Below are 14,284 nucleotides of genomic sequence, written 5' to 3'. Positions count from 1 at the left end.
CGGCGCCATGAACGGCCCATGCGTTTCGGTCAGGCTTGAGCCCGCCTCCTAAAATCGCGCCCATGATCCAAGCCAAGCAGGCGCTGCTCGCTGCACTCGCCGAAGCCCTCCACGAGATTGCCCCCGGCTCAGGAGCCGTCGCAGCCTTCGAATCCCCCAAGCAGGCCGCCCATGGCGATTTCGCCTGCACGGCCGCCATGCAGTTGGCCAAACCGTTGAAGGCCAACCCCCGCGAACTGGCCACCCGGCTGATCGCCGCGCTGCAAGCCAAGCCCGCGTTCCAGACCTGGGTGCAGGCGCTGGAGATCGCCGGCCCGGGCTTCATCAACATCCGCCTGAAGCCGGCCGCCAAGCAGGCCGTCGTCGGCGAGGTGCTGGCTGCCGGCACCCACTTCGGCCAGCGCGCGGCCACCGGCAAGCATGTGATGGTGGAGTTCGTCTCCGCCAACCCGACCGGCCCGCTGCACGTCGGCCACGCCCGCCAGGCCGCGCTGGGCGATGCGCTGTGCTCGCTGTTCAAGACCCAGGGCCACGACGTGACCCGGGAGTTCTATTACAACGACGCCGGCATGCAGATCGCCACGCTGGCCAACTCCACGCAGCTGCGCCTGAAGGGCGTCAGGCCCGGCGACGCCGAATGGCCCGAGGCGGCCTACAACGGCGACTACATCCAGGACATCGCCGACGCCTTCCTGCGCCGCGAGACGGTGAAGGCCGACGACCGCGAGTTCACCGCCTCGGGCGACGTGAACGACCTGGACAGCATCCGCCAGTTCGCCGTCGCCTATCTGCGCCACGAGCAGGACCTGGACCTGCAGGCCTTCGGCCTGAAGTTCGACAGCTACTTCCTGGAGACCAGCGTCTACAAGGGCGGCCAGCTGGAGAAGACGGTCGAGCGCCTGGTGGCCAGCGGCAAGACCTACGAGGAAGGCGGCGCGCTGTGGCTGCGCACCACCGACTACGGCGACGACAAGGACCGCGTGATGCGCAAGAAGGAAGGTGGCTACACCTACTTCGTGCCCGACGTGGCCTACCACATCAACAAGTTCGAGCGCGGCTACACGCAGTGCATCAACATCCAGGGCACGGACCACCACGGCACCATCGCCCGCGTGCGCGCCGGTCTGCAGGCGGTGAACCTGGGCATCCCGCAGGGCTTCCCGGACTACGTGCTGCACAAGATGGTCACGGTGATGAGGAACGGCGAGGAGGTCAAGATCTCCAAGCGCGCCGGCTCCTATGTGACGCTGCGCGACCTCGTCGACTGGACCAGCCGCGACGCGGTGCGCTTCTTCCTGATCAGCCGCAAGGCCGACACCGAGTTCGTCTTCGACGTCGACCTGGCGCTGAAGCAGAACGACGAGAACCCGGTGTTCTATGTGCAGTACGCGCATGCGCGTATCTGCTCGGTTACCGCCAAATGGGCCGCCGACATGGGCGGCGACGTGGCGGCCATCGCCGGCGCGGACCTGAGCCTGCTGACCGCGCCGACCGAGGAGGCGCTGATGCTCAAGCTCGCCGCCTACCCCGACATGCTGGCGGCCGCCGCCGCCGGCCTCGCGCCGCACGACATCGCCTTCTATGCCCGCGACCTGGCCGGCGCCTACCACTCCTACTACGCCGCCGAACGCGTGATGGGCCAGGCGCCCGAGCTCAGCCGCGCCCGCGTGGCGCTGCTGGCCGCCACCCGCCAGGTGCTGGCCAATGCGCTGGGCCTGCTCGGCGTCAGCGCCCCTGAACAGATGAGCCGCGAGGCTCAGGACCAAACGGAGACCGAATGAGTTCCGCATCCAAGCCCGCCGGCAACAAGAACCAGAAGGGCGGTTTCGTCCTCGGCCTCATCGTCGGCCTGCTCGTCGGCCTGGCCGTCGCCCTCGGCGTGGCCCTCTACATCACCAAGTCGCCCTTCCCGTTCATGAACAAGGTGCCGCAGCGCACCGCCGAGCAGGACGCTCAAGAGGCCGAGCGCAACAAGAACTGGGACCCGAACGCGCCACTGGCCGGCAAGGCCGCCGCCCGCAGCGCCAGCGGCGTCGTCAACGCGCCGGCGCCGGCCGCCTCCGCAGCCGATGCGGCGCCCGCACCGGCCACCGCAACACCGCCCGCCAAGGCCACCGCCAAGGCGGACGCACCGCCGCCTTCGACGGCGGCCACGCCGCCCGCCGCGACGCCGGCCAACGCCGCGGCCGAAGCCTATGTCTACTTCGTGCAGGCCGGCGCCTTCACCCGCCCCGAGGAGGCCGAGAGCCAGAAGGCCAGGCTGGCCATCCAGGGCTTCACGGCCAAGACCATGGAGCGCGAGCAGAACGGCCGCACCGTCTACCGCGTGCGCCTGGGGCCGATGGACACGCGCGAAGCCGCCGAAGACCTGCAGCGCAAGATCGAGGGGGCCGGCTTCGAGGCCAACCTCGTTCGTGTACAACGCTGATCCGCATCACCCCGCCTGAAGGAAGCCTGCCGCCATGAAGCGCCGCGATTTCTCCACCCTGCTTGCCACCACCCCCGTCCTGGCTGCCTCCGGCACCGCCCTCGCCCAGGGCGGACCGGTCGAGGGCCGGCAATACCTGACCCTGGGACAGCCCCTGCCCACCACGCCGGGCAAGGTCGAGGTCATCGAGTTCTTCTGGTACGGCTGCCCGCACTGCTATGCCTTCGAGCCCGCCATCGAGGCCTGGGCCAGGCAGCTGCCGCCCGACGTCGCCTTCCGCAAGGTCCACGTCGCCTTCCGCGCCAACGTGAAGATCCACCAGCGCATGTTCTATGCGCTCGAGGCCATGGGCAAGGAAGCCCAGGCCCGCCCCGCCATCTTCAACGCGATGCACCAGCAGGGCCAGGCCCTGGACGACCCGAAGAGCCAGGCCAAGTTCCTGAGCAGCCTGGGTATCGACCCGGCCAAGTACCAGGAGGCCTACAACTCCTTCGGCGTCGTGACCAAGTGCAGCCAGGCCGAGAAGCTGTCCGAGGCCTACCGCATCGACGGCGTGCCCAGCATCGGCGTCGGCGGCCGCTTCCTGACCTCGCCCAGCCAGGCCGCGGCCGGCCAGCGCATGACCGAGATCGAACTGGGCCAGAAGGCCTTGCAGGTCACCGACTTCCTGATCCAGCGCGCCCGCGCCAAGGCATGAGGCGCCGCGACGCGACCGCCGCCCTGGCCGCGGCCGGCCTGCTGCCGCTGGCAACTGCCGCCCGGGCCCAGGGCGGCCCGGTGGAGGGCCGGCAATACGCCCGCCTGCCCCAGGCCCTGCCGGGCACGCCGGGCAAGATCGAGGTCGTCGAGTTCTTCTTCTACCGCTGCCCGCACTGCTATGCCTTCGACCCGCTGCTGGAGGCCTGGGTGCACAAGCTGCCGGCAGACGTGAGCTTCCGCCGCGTGCCGGTGGGCGGCCAGAAGATCCTGCAGCTGCACCAGCGCATGTTCTATGCGCTGCAGGCCATGAACGCGCTGACGCCCCAGGTGCACGGCGGCATCTTCAATGCCATCCACCGTGGCGGCATGGGCCTGGAAGACGAGGCCGCCGTCACCGCCCTGGTCAGCCAGCTCGGCGTGGATGCCGCCCGCTTCAAGGCGACCTTCCACGCCTTCGGCATCGAGCCCAAGATCGCCCAGGGCACCAGGCTGGCCGAGGCCTGCGGGGTCGAGTCCGTGCCGGCCCTGGTGGTCGGCGGTCGCTGGCGCACCAGCCCCAGCATGGCCGGCACGCCGGGCCAGAACGAGCAGACCGACGGCCAGCAGGCCCTGGCCGTCGCGGATTACCTGATCAGCTTGTCGCGCGGGAAAGGCTGACGAAGGTGGCAGGCCCCTAGAATGACCTGCAACTTCCGTGCCGCCATGCTCCTGCGCCCACCCCTCCTGTTCGCCCTTGCCCTCGCCGCCGGCCCCGCGCTGGCGGAGAAGGCCGACCGGCTCAAGCCGATGGTGTTCACGGCCGAGAAGCAGGGCCGGCTGGATGGCGTGAACCAGCGCACCGAGCTGTTCGGCAACGTCATCATCACCAAGGGAAGCCTGATGCTGCGCGCCGAGAAGGTGGACGTGCGCGAAACCCGCGACGGCTACCACCAGGCCTATGCCAGCGGCATGAACGGCCAGCCGGTCAGCTTCCGCCAGGCCCGCGACGTGCCCGGCGAGGCCATCGAGGGCGTGGCCGACCAGCTCGAGTACGACACCAGGACCGAGACCGTGCGCTTCATCGGCAACGCCACCGTGCGGCGCACGCGCGGCACGACGGTGGCCGAAGAGGTGACCGGCGCTGTCATCGTCTACGACAGCCGCACCGAGGTCTTCGCGCTGGAGGGCGGCAACGCCTCGCCCAATCCCAACGGCCGCGTGCGCATGGTGCTGATGCCGCGCCAGCAGCCGGATGCGCCGGCCTCGGCGCCCGCCGCGGCGCCGCCGGCCGCGCTGCCGCTGCAGCCGTCCACGACGATCACGCCGCCGCACAAGCCCTCATGACGAGCCCCGAGACCTGCGGCAGCCGGCTCGAAGCCGAGGGCCTGGCCAAGACCTACGGCGTGCGCAAGGTCGTCAAGGACGTGCATGTGCGCGTGGACTGCGGCGAGGTCGTCGGCCTGCTCGGCCCCAACGGCGCCGGCAAGACGACGAGCTTCTACATGATCGTCGGCCTCGTGCGCTCGGACGCCGGCATCATCCGCATCGACGGCGCCGAGGTGCAGCGCCTGCCCATCCACCAGCGTGCGCGACTGGGCCTGAGCTATCTGCCGCAGGAAGCCTCGATCTTCCGCAAGCTGACCGTCGAGCAGAACATCCGCGCCGTGCTGGAGCTGCAGCAGGACGACCGCGGCCGCGCGCTGTCCAGGGGCCGCATCGACGAGCTGCTGAACAGTCTGCTGCACGACCTCTCCATCGAGGGCCTGCGCGACAGCCCGGCCCCGGCGCTGTCCGGCGGCGAGCGCCGCCGCGTCGAGATCGCCCGCGCGCTGGCCACGCAGCCGCGCTTCATCCTGCTGGACGAGCCCTTCGCCGGCGTCGATCCGATCGCCGTGCTGGAGATCCAGCGCATCATCGGCTTCCTGAAGGCGCGCGGCATCGGTGTGCTGATCACGGATCACAACGTCCGCGAGACGCTGGGCATCTGCGACCGCGCCTACATCATCAGCGAGGGCGCCGTGCTCGCCGAAGGCACGCCCGACGAGATCGTGGCCAATGCCGACGTGCGCAAGGTCTATCTCGGCGAACATTTCCGGATGTGATGAGCCCCCCGCCCAGCCTTGCCGCGCTGAACGCGGGCCCGTCTGACCGCCCCCCCGAGGGGGCGGCGATGCTCGCGGCGTTGAGCCGCGAGCACATCGCCAGCGCGGGCCGGCTTGGGGGTGGCCCGGCGCTCGGCCCGAAAGCGGCTCGCACTGGCGTTGCGCCATGAAACAGACCCTCCAGGTCCGGCTCAGTCAGCACCTCGCGCTGACGCCCCAGCTGCAGCAGTCCATCCGCCTGTTGCAGCTCTCCACGCTGGAGCTGCACCAGGAAGTCGAGCAGATGCTCGCCAGCAACCCGCTGCTCGAGACCGAAGAGGAATTCACCGTCAGCACACCCGAGCTGGCGTCGAATGCGCCGGCCGAGAGCGGAACCGAGGCTTCCGCGGGCGAATCCGAGAGCGGCGATGCGCCCGAGCTCAACGCCGAGGACTTCGGCGGCACCGAGCGCGAGGACTGGGAGAACGGCACCGAGCGCGACGACTTCGACGGCATCCGCGAACTGCCCAGCAGCGCCGGCAGCGGCAGCGGCGACGAGGACGGCGAGCGCGAGAGCCAGGAATCCGCCGAGACGACGCTGGCCGAGCACCTGGCCCAGCAACTCGCCGGCCTGCACCTGTCGCCCGAGGACCGCGCGGCCGTGCAGGTGCTGATCGAGTCGCTGAACGAGGACGGCTACCTCGAGGACCCGCTGGAGGAAATCGCCGCCGCCCTGGCCGAGGATGCCGAGGACCGCGAGGAGCTGCTGGACAGCCTGCGCATCGCGCTGCGCCTGCTGCAGAGCCTGGAGCCGGCCGGCATCGGCGCGGGCAGCCTGTCCGAATGCCTGGTACTGCAGCTGCGCGCCCTGCCCGCCGCGCAATGCGGCCCGGCCCAGGCCGTCGCCGTCCGGATCTGCGGCAGCCATCTCGAGCTGCTGGCGCGCCGCGACATGCGCCGCCTGATGAACGAGACCGGCGCCGACGAGGCCCTGCTGCGCGAGGCCCAGGCCCTCATCACGCGACTCGAACCCAAGCCGGGCCGCCGCTTCGCGCAGGGCGCCGCCGCGGCCATCGTGCCCGACGTCATCGTGCGCAAGGTCGGCCGTGAGCTGCGCGTGATGCTCAACCCCGAGGTTGCGCCCAAGCTGCGCATCAACGAGCTCTACGCCAACGCGCTGCGCGCCACGCGCGGCGGCATCAGCAACTCGCCGCTGGGCGGCCAGTTGCAGGAGGCGCGCTGGTTCATCAAGAACATCCAGCAGCGCTTCGACACCATCCTGCGCGTCAGCCAGGCCATCGTCGAGCGCCAGCGCGGTTTCTTCACGCACGGCGAGCTGGCGATGAAGCCGCTGGTGCTTCGAGAAATAGCCGACGAGCTCGGCCTGCACGAGTCCACCATCTCGCGCGTGACGACGGCCAAATACATGGCCACGGCCTGGGGCACCTTCGAGCTGAAGTATTTCTTCGGCTCCGGCCTCAGCACCGAGGCCGGCGGCGAGGCCTCCAGCACGGCCGTGCGGGCCCTCATCAAGCAGTTCGTCGCGGCCGAGGACGTGAAGAAGCCGCTGTCGGACAGCGCGCTGGCCGGCATGCTCGAGGAACAGGGCATCCAGTGCGCACGGCGCACGGTGGCCAAGTACCGCGAGGGGATGAAGATAGCGCCCGCCAACCTGCGCAAGGCGCTTTAGGAGCCCCCATGTCGAGAGTCCTTCCCCTGGCCGCCTTCGCCATCACCGCGCTGCTCGGCGGTCATGTGGCGCAGGCCCAGAACCTGGCCACGGAAGCGAAGGCCTGCCGCCAACTGACGGATCCGGCCCGCCGCCTCGCCTGCTACGACGCCCTGCAGCTGCAGGCCGAGCCTGCCACCGCGGCACCTGTCGCCACTGCCGCACCGCTGGTCCCGGCTGCCGCAGCGGCCGACCCGGTCGCCAAGTTTGGCCAGGAGAGCGTGAAGGCGCCGGCAGGGGCGCCTCCCGAGCTCAAGCAGATCGAAAGCCGCATCCGCGGCAAGTTCCACGGCTGGCACGCCGGCAGCCAGCTCGAGCTCGAGAACGGCCAGGTCTGGCGCATCGCCGATGGCAGCGAAGCCGTCTACGAATTGCAGGACCCCAAGGTCGTCGTGCATCGCGGCATGCTGGGTGCCTTCTATCTGGAGATCGAAGGCGTGGGCTTCCAGATGCGCGTGACCCGCATGCGCTGAAGGCCGCCGGCCCGGCGCTGCCGCCATGCCCACCCTTGCAGCGCTGCTCACCGACGTCCGCGCCTGCACGCTGTGCGCGGCGCATCTGCCGCTGGGCCCGCGCCCCATCGTCCAGCTGCATCCGGACGCCAGGATCCTGATCGCGGCCCAGGCGCCGGGCCGCAAGGTCCACGAGACGGGCCGGCCGTTCAACGACGCCAGCGGCGACAGGCTGCGCCGCTGGCTGGGACTGACGCGCGACGAGTTCTACGACCCGCGGCTCGTCGCCATCTTGCCCATGGGCTTCTGCTATCCCGGCAAGGGCCGGTCGGGGGATCTGCCGCCCCGGCCGGAATGCGCGCCGCGCTGGCGCGCCCCCCTGCTCCAGGCGCTGGGGCGGCTGCGACTGCGCCTGGTCATCGGCCAGTACGCCATCGCCTACCACCTGCCGCAGGAGCGCGCGGGCCTGACGCGAGCGGTCGAGAACTGGCGCGAATACTGGCCCGATCTCCTGCCCCTGCCCCATCCCAGCCCCATCAACAACGGCTGGCTGGCGCAGCACCCGTGGTTCGAGCGCGAGCTGGTTCCCGCCCTCCAGGCCCGGGTCGCCGAGGCCCTCGGCAAGGTCCCATCAGCCTGACCGCGACCGCCCGGCGACAATTGCGCCGTGAGCCTGCCCAACAAGTTGCCCCTTTTCGTGTCCTGCCCCGCCGGCGTCGAGCCGCTGCTGGAGGAGGAACTCAAACGCTTCCTGCCGCCGGGCGTGCGCAGCAAGGTCGAGGCCCTGCGCGGCGGCTGCGGCGTGCTGGGCACGGCCGAGGACATCATGCGCATCAACCTCGAGAGCCGGCTCGCGCAGCGCGTCCTGGTCGAGATCATCGAAGGCCCCTACCGCCACAAGGACGATCTCTACGCGCTGGCCCGGCGCGTCGACTGGCGCGACTGGCTGACACCCAAGCACACGCTGCGCATCGACACCACGGCCCAGCGCTCGCCGCTGAAGAGCCTGAATTTCGCGGCCCTGCGCATCAAGGACGCGATCTGCGATCAGATCCGCGAGCACACCGGCGAGCGCCCCAGCGTGGACACGCAGCGGCCCGACCTGCCCGTCGTGCTGCACGTCGGCCCGGAGCGCGCAGCCCTCTACGTCGACACCTCCGGCGAGCCGCTGTTCAAGCGCGGCTGGCGCATCGACAAGGGCGATGCGCCGCTGAAGGAGACGCTGGCCGCCGCAATGCTGGCGGCTGCCGGCTGGCGCGGCGAGAGTGCGCTGCACGACCCCTGCTGCGGCTCCGGCACCATCCCCATCGAGGCCGCGCTGATCGCCTGCGATGCCGCACCCGGCCTGCAGCGCCGCTTCGCCTTCGAGCACCAGCTGCCCTTCTCGACGCCGGCGATGAAGGCCGCCTGGGGCGATATGGCCCAGGCCGCGCGCGCGCGCATCCACGCACCTGGCGTGCCCATCTATGCCAGCGACGTGGCCTTCCGCATGGTCGACTTCGCACGCCGCAATGCCGAGCGCGCCGGCGTGGCCCAGTACATCCAGTTCAACGGCGGCGATGCGCTGGAACGGCCGGCACCCCGGCTGCCCGAGGGCATGGCGGGCAGCATCGTGATGAACCCGCCGTATGGCGAGCGCATCGAGGTGCGTGGCAAGGCGGCGATGACGCGCGATGCCGGCGGCAGCGAGGAGCGTGACGCGGGCGACGACTTCTTCCCGCGCCTGGCCGCGCACTGGAAGCGCCAGTACACCGAAAACCCGGCCGGCTGGACGGCCTGGATGCTCAGCCCCGACATGAAGCTGCCCAGCAAGATGCGGCTGAAGGAATCGCGCCGCGTGCCGATGTGGAACGGCCCGATCGAATGCCGGCTGTTCCGCTTCGACCTCGTCAAGGGCTCGGCGCGCAAGCCCGCGGAAGGCGATGCGCCGGCCTGAGCGCCTGGCCGGCGCGGCCCTGCTCGCGCTGGCCGCCACGGCCGCCCAGGCACTCACGCCCTGCACCCTGGTCTTCGGCCAGGGCCGCAACCCGCCGGCCGCCGGCACGCCGGACTGGGACGGCCTGAACGCGCAGTTCAGCGCCGCCGTCGCGAGCGCGCTGGACGAGGCCGGCCGGCGCGTCGTCGCGATGACGGCGTCCAGCGCCCAGATCGACCCGCAGGCCACCGGCCTCGCGCTGCTGCAGCGTGCCGACGAATCCGGCTGCGGCACGCTGGTCGAGACCACCGTCTTCGCCGACGAGCAGGACGCCCTGGTGCTGAGGCTGCGCGTCTACCCGCTGCTGCCCCAGCTCGACGGCGGCGGCATCGTCGGCTTGCACATCGGCGCGCCGCTGTTCGTCACGCAGCGCGAGCTGGCGCTGTCCACGCTGCCACGGCTCAGGCCCGGGCTGCTGGCCGCGCAGATGGCGGCCGAATATCTTCAGAACGATCGGCGCTGAGCCCGGAAAGGGGGGCTGGGCGCACCCGAGGGGCTGGCGAGGCGGGCCACCGGCAAGGTGCGACGACGCTGCGGGCTCGAGCCCGCGAGGAGGAGGAGCACCACCAGCGGCCCGAAGCGCCGGACCAGCAGGAGTGCTCAGCCACCCTTTCTGGGCTGGACGGCCAGCCCGGCCAGCGCCGCAGCGCACAGGCCGATCGGCACCAGGCTGGCCCAGTTCATCCACTGCCAGCCACCGCCGGTGACCAGGGCCCCGGAGGAAAAGGAGGTCAGCGTCATCGTCGCGTAGACGCCGGTGTCCAGCAGGCCCTGGGCCCGCGTCTTCTCCTCGGGGCGGTAGGCCTGGGTGAACAGCGTCGTGCCGCCGATGTAGAGGAAGTTCCAGCCCACGCCCAGCAGCAGCAGCGCACCGAGGAAATGCTCCAGGTCCTGGCCCGACAGCGCGAAGGCGACGCAGCCGAGGTTGAGCAGCACGCCGGCCGCCATCACGGGCAGCACGCCGACCCGGCGGATCAGCGGCCCGGTGAAGAAGCTCGGCACGAACATGCCCAGCACATGCCATTGCAGCACCCGGCTCGCATCGGCAAAGGGCAGGCCGCACTGGCCCATCGCAATCGGCGTGGCCGCCATCAACAGGTTCATGACGCCGTAACCGAGCGCACTCGCGGCCAGCGCGACGAGGAAGACGGGCTGGCGGGCCAGCTCCGCGCTGGGGCGCCCGCCGGCACCCGGTGCGGGCCGGGCCAGCGCGGGAAAGTCGATCAGCGAGATCAGCAGCAGGCCGGCCACGGCCACGCCCATCAGCAGCAGATAGGCGCCGGCGAAGGGTGCGACGAGCAGGTTGCGGCTCTCGCGCGCCAGCAGCGGGCCGAGGATGGCGCCCAGGCAGCCGCCGGCCAGCACCCAGGAGATCGCCGCCTCGCGCTTCTCGGGTGCGACGAGTTCGGTCGCGGCGAAGCGGTAGAGGGCCGCGTTGGCGTTGTAGTAGCCGGCGACCAGCGTCGCCGCGACGACGCCCCAGAACTGCCCGTTCAGCACGCTCCACAGCGCGATGGCGCAGCTCAGCAGCGCGACGCTCAGGCCGATCTGGAAGGCCCGCCGGCGCCCGAAGCGCAGCTGATGGCGGCCGACGAGGCGGGCCATCAGCGCGCCGCCGGCCACATAGGCACAGATCGGCAGCGTCGCCATCCACGGCCGCGGCGCCAGCGCCAGGCCGACCAGGCCGTTGATGGCCATGAAGCAGATGTTGTTCGTCAGGAACAGGCCCTGCACGAGGACCAGCAGCGCGAGCTTCCTGTTCACGACAGTGCCAGCCAGGACAGCACGGCGAGCGGCGCGGTGTCGGCGCGCAGCACGCGCGGGCCGAGCGTGACGGCCGCGAACCCGCGGGCGCGCGCGGCATCCTCCTCGGCGTCGCTGAGGCCGCCTTCGGGACCGCTGAGGAAGAGTGCGCGTTGCTGCGCGAAGGGCGTGATCGGCGCCGCCGCGCGCGGGCTCAGCAGGCCGCGCCACTCATCGCCACCCGGCTCGGGCAGCGCCGCCAACCAGGCGGCCAGCGGCAGCACGGGCTCGACGCGCATCGGCACCGTGCGCCCGCTCTGCTCGGCGGCGGCGATGGCCACGCCCTGCCAATGGGCGCGCTTCTTGTCGGCCCGCTCGCCGGCCAGGCGCAGCACGGAGCGCTCGCCGACGAGGGGCTGCAGCGCCGCGGCACCGAGCTCGGTCGCCTTCTCGACGAGGAAGTCCATGCGGTCGTTGGCCGGCATGACGACGGCCAGAGTCACCGCACGGGCCAGCTCGCGCTGCGGCTGCGTGGCTTCGACGAGGTTCACGCGCACCTCGCTGCGGCCCATGGCCGTGACCTCGGCCCGCCATTCGGGGCCGCTGCCGTCGAACAGGCTCAGCGCGTCGCCGGGCTGCAGGCGCAGCACCTGCACATGGCGGGCGGCGCCGGCGGAAAGGGCGATCTCACCGGGGGCGGCGAGCGGGGCATCGACGAAGAAGCGGGGCAAGATGAACTCGACGAAGGATGGGCGCCCAGTGTCCCTCAGCCTGGAAGCGGCGATTGAGCGCGGCCGAGGGGCTGGCAAGGCGCGACGACGCTGCGGGCTCGCGCCCGCGAGGAGGAGCAACGCAGTCAGCGCACCGCTGCGCCAGACCAGCGGGCGGGCTCAGTCGCCGCTTCCAGGCTTAGCGCAGGCCGAGTGCTTCGCGCACGGCCGCCGCGGCGGCCTCGCCCTTGGCCTTCTGCACGCGCTCGACCAGCTGCAGGGCCAGCGCCTGCAGCGCGGCCAGGCTGTCGGCGCGCTCGACTTCCAGCGCGAAGGCATAGCCCTTGAAGGGCCCGAGCAGCTTGGTCGCCTCGCCGCTCAGATAGGTGTAGAGGGCCGCGCGGTCCAGCAGCGGCGCGCCGCCGGCCGGTGCCGGTGCGGCAGCGGGTGTCGGCGCAGGGGCTGCGGGGGCTGGCGCGGCGGCCGGCGGCGGCGCAGTGGCGCCCGCGCCCTGGGGCGCAATCAGGCCGTGCTCGCGCAGCGTACCGAGATCGGCCTCGGTGGCGCCGGCCACCAGGCGCAGCCAGTCGCCGGCCATCTTGCTGGCGTCCAGCACGAGCAGCAGATTGCGCGCGGCGCGCGACAGCGGCAGCGCCCGCGCGCGGATCTCGGCGCGGCCGGCATCGGTCTTGGAATGCAACAGGTCGAGCACGTTTCAGGTTTTGCCCGTGGGCGACATCGCCGCACGCAAGCCGGCTAGGGTCGGGGGAAAGGCGATCAGCCCTTGTCCCGCAGCTCCCGACGCAGGATCTTGCCCACGGGGGTCTTCGGTAGCTCGTTGCGGAACTCGACGATCTTGGGTCGTTTGTAGCCGGTCAGGTTGGCTTCGCAATAGGCCCGCACGTCGGCCTCGGTGATATTCGGGTCTTTCTTCACGATGACGACCTTCACGGCCTCGCCGGCCTTGGCGTCGGGCACGCCGACGGCGGCGCATTCCAGCACGCCGGGCATCTGCGTGAGCACGTCCTCGACCTCGTTCGGATACACGTTGAAACCGCTGACGAGGATCATGTCCTTCTTGCGGTCGACGATCTTGAAATAACCGCGCTCGTCGACGGTGCCGACGTCGCCGGTGCGGAAGAAGCCGTCGGCCGTCATGACCTTGGCGGTCTCGTCCGGGCGCTGCCAGTACCCGGCCATCACCTGGGGCCCGCGAATGGCGATCTCGCCGGGCTGGCCCATCGCCACCTCGTTGCCCTCGTCGTCGAGCAGCTTGAGCTCGGTCTGCGGCATGGGCATGCCGATGGTGCCGCTGTAGGCGGTGCTGTCGGTCGGATTGCAGGTGGCCGACGGCGAGGTCTCGGACAGGCCATAGCCCTCGACGATGGGGCAGCCCGTCTTCTCCAGCCACAGCTTGGCCGTGGCCTGCTGCACGGCCATGCCGCCGCCCACCGAGATGACGAGGCGGCTCCAGTCCACGGTGCCGAAGTCGGCATGGTTGGCCATGGCCATGAAGAGGGTGTTGACGGCCGGGAAGCTGTGGAAGCGGTGTGCGCTCAGTTCCTTGAACACGGCGGCGAGGTCGCGCGGGTTCGGGATCAACACATTGGCGCCGCCCATGTGCATGGACAGCATCATGTTCGTGTTGAAGCCGAAGATGTGATACAGCGGCAGCGCGCAGATGGTGACGACCTGCTCGCCCTTCGGGATCTTCTTGAGCGCCGGCTGGTACCAGGCCTCGCTCTGCAGGATGTTGGCGACCAGGTTGCGGTGCAGCAGCACGGCGCCCTTGCTGATGCCGGTCGTGCCGCCGGTGTACTGCAGCACAGCGATGTCGTCAGGACCCAGCCTGGGCGCCTTGTAGGTCAGGCTGCGGCCCTTGGCGAGGGCGTCGTTGAAGCGCACGGCGCCGGGCAGCTCGAAGGCCGGCACCATTTTCTTCACGTTGCGCACGACGTAGTTGACGATGCTGCCCTTGATCAGGCCCAGCATGTCGCCCATCGCCGCCAGCACGACGTGCTTGGTCGGCACGTTCTGGATGACCTGCTGCAGCACCGAGGCGAAGTTCTCGATGATGACGATGGCCTTGGCGCCCGAGTCCTTGAGCTGGTGCTCCAGTTCGCGCGGCGTGTACAGCGGGTTCACGTTGACGACCACATAACCCGCCCGCAGCACGGCAGCCACGGCCACCGGGTACTGGAAGAGGTTGGGCATCATGAGGGCGACGCGGTCGCCCTTCTCCAGGCCCAGGCTCTGCAGGTAGGCGGCGAAGGCGCGCGAGGCCTCGTCCACCTGCGCAAAGCTCACGCTCTTGCCCATCATGTGATAGGCCGGCTTGGCGGCGTTCTTCTTGAACGAGGTGTCCAGCAGGTCGACCAGGCTGGGATAGAGCGACACGTTGACGTCGCGCGGCACCTCGGCCGGGTAATGCTTCAGCCAGATCGGCTCCATGGCCTTGTCTCCTTTTTACTGGCGCCGATTCTGACCG

General features: G+C 70.6%; 15 protein-coding genes. 11 read left to right on the top strand and 4 right to left on the bottom strand.

Translation table 11 applies throughout. The features are described from left to right. Window positions 1–62 precede the first annotated feature (62 nt). The 11 genes from argS to EV671_RS00515 all read left to right on the top strand — a co-directional run bounded on the left by argS (window position 63) and on the right by EV671_RS00515 (window position 9,806). Window positions 63–1,781, top strand: a complete 1,719-nt coding sequence (gene argS, locus EV671_RS00565) for an arginine--tRNA ligase (protein WP_132569075.1) — start codon at window positions 63–65, stop codon at window positions 1,779–1,781. Further along, entirely contained in the window at window positions 1,778–2,428 is a 651-nt protein-coding gene (locus tag EV671_RS00560) for an SPOR domain-containing protein (protein WP_132569074.1), read from the top strand. The genes argS and EV671_RS00560 overlap by 4 nt, the downstream gene beginning before the upstream one ends. 34 nt (window positions 2,429–2,462) lie before the next feature. After that, window positions 2,463–3,125 (top strand): thiol:disulfide interchange protein DsbA/DsbL, encoded by a 663-nt coding sequence (locus tag EV671_RS00555; protein WP_132569073.1) that lies wholly within the window; start codon window positions 2,463–2,465, stop codon window positions 3,123–3,125. Then, window positions 3,122–3,784: a thiol:disulfide interchange protein DsbA/DsbL gene (locus EV671_RS00550; RefSeq protein WP_132569072.1), complete on the top strand. Its 663-nt coding sequence runs from the start codon at window positions 3,122–3,124 to the stop codon at window positions 3,782–3,784. The genes EV671_RS00555 and EV671_RS00550 overlap by 4 nt, the downstream gene beginning before the upstream one ends. 45 nt (window positions 3,785–3,829) lie before the next feature. Continuing rightward, window positions 3,830–4,450, top strand: coding sequence for a lipopolysaccharide transport periplasmic protein LptA (lptA, locus tag EV671_RS00545; RefSeq protein ID WP_243655524.1), 621 nt, complete (start codon window positions 3,830–3,832; stop codon window positions 4,448–4,450). Continuing rightward, on the top strand, window positions 4,447–5,208 hold the full coding sequence (gene lptB, locus EV671_RS00540) for an LPS export ABC transporter ATP-binding protein (RefSeq protein ID WP_132569070.1): 762 nt from the start codon (window positions 4,447–4,449) through the stop codon (window positions 5,206–5,208). Before lptA ends, lptB begins: the two co-directional genes overlap by 4 nt. 166 nt (window positions 5,209–5,374) lie before the next feature. Then, on the top strand, window positions 5,375–6,877 hold the full coding sequence (locus EV671_RS00535) for an RNA polymerase factor sigma-54 (protein ID WP_132569069.1): 1,503 nt from the start codon (window positions 5,375–5,377) through the stop codon (window positions 6,875–6,877). 8 nt (window positions 6,878–6,885) lie between these two features. Next, window positions 6,886–7,389, top strand: coding sequence for a hypothetical protein (locus tag EV671_RS00530; RefSeq protein ID WP_132569068.1), 504 nt, complete (start codon window positions 6,886–6,888; stop codon window positions 7,387–7,389). A gap of 25 nt (window positions 7,390–7,414) precedes the next feature. Next, the gene (locus EV671_RS00525; RefSeq protein WP_132569067.1) at window positions 7,415–8,008 is read left to right on the top strand and encodes a uracil-DNA glycosylase family protein; all 594 of its coding nucleotides are present in this window, start codon (window positions 7,415–7,417) and stop codon (window positions 8,006–8,008) included. Between the two features lie 27 nt (window positions 8,009–8,035). Continuing rightward, entirely contained in the window at window positions 8,036–9,304 is a 1,269-nt protein-coding gene (locus EV671_RS00520; RefSeq protein WP_415840398.1) for a THUMP domain-containing class I SAM-dependent RNA methyltransferase, read from the top strand. Further along, window positions 9,291–9,806, top strand: coding sequence for a hypothetical protein (locus EV671_RS00515; protein WP_132569066.1), 516 nt, complete (start codon window positions 9,291–9,293; stop codon window positions 9,804–9,806). The genes EV671_RS00520 and EV671_RS00515 overlap by 14 nt, the downstream gene beginning before the upstream one ends. A 137-nt stretch (window positions 9,807–9,943) precedes the next feature. On the opposite strand, the gene EV671_RS00510 is transcribed toward EV671_RS00515, so the two are convergent. The 4 genes from EV671_RS00510 to EV671_RS00495 all read right to left on the bottom strand — a co-directional run bounded on the left by EV671_RS00510 (window position 9,944) and on the right by EV671_RS00495 (window position 14,247). After that, complete coding sequence (locus EV671_RS00510) at window positions 9,944–11,107, bottom strand: MFS transporter (RefSeq protein WP_132569065.1); 1,164 nt, start codon at window positions 11,105–11,107, stop codon at window positions 9,944–9,946. Next, window positions 11,104–11,820: a 16S rRNA (uracil(1498)-N(3))-methyltransferase gene (locus EV671_RS00505; RefSeq protein ID WP_132569428.1), complete on the bottom strand. Its 717-nt coding sequence runs from the start codon at window positions 11,818–11,820 to the stop codon at window positions 11,104–11,106. The genes EV671_RS00510 and EV671_RS00505 overlap by 4 nt, the downstream gene beginning before the upstream one ends. Window positions 11,821–11,995: 175 nt before the next feature. Next, a complete protein-coding gene (locus tag EV671_RS00500; protein WP_165917427.1) occupies window positions 11,996–12,496 on the bottom strand; it encodes a hypothetical protein in 501 nt (166 codons plus the stop codon). 77 nt (window positions 12,497–12,573) lie between these two features. Beyond that, window positions 12,574–14,247: a long-chain-fatty-acid--CoA ligase gene (locus tag EV671_RS00495; protein WP_132569063.1), complete on the bottom strand. Its 1,674-nt coding sequence runs from the start codon at window positions 14,245–14,247 to the stop codon at window positions 12,574–12,576. Between the last annotated feature and the right edge of the window lie 37 nt (window positions 14,248–14,284).

Source organism: Roseateles saccharophilus, from assembly GCF_004342485.1.
Taxonomy (GTDB): Bacteria; Pseudomonadota; Gammaproteobacteria; order Burkholderiales; family Burkholderiaceae_C; genus Pelomonas; species Pelomonas saccharophila.
Note: the sequence above shows the minus strand (reverse complement) of the source record. Positions and strands in the feature narration are given on the sequence as shown.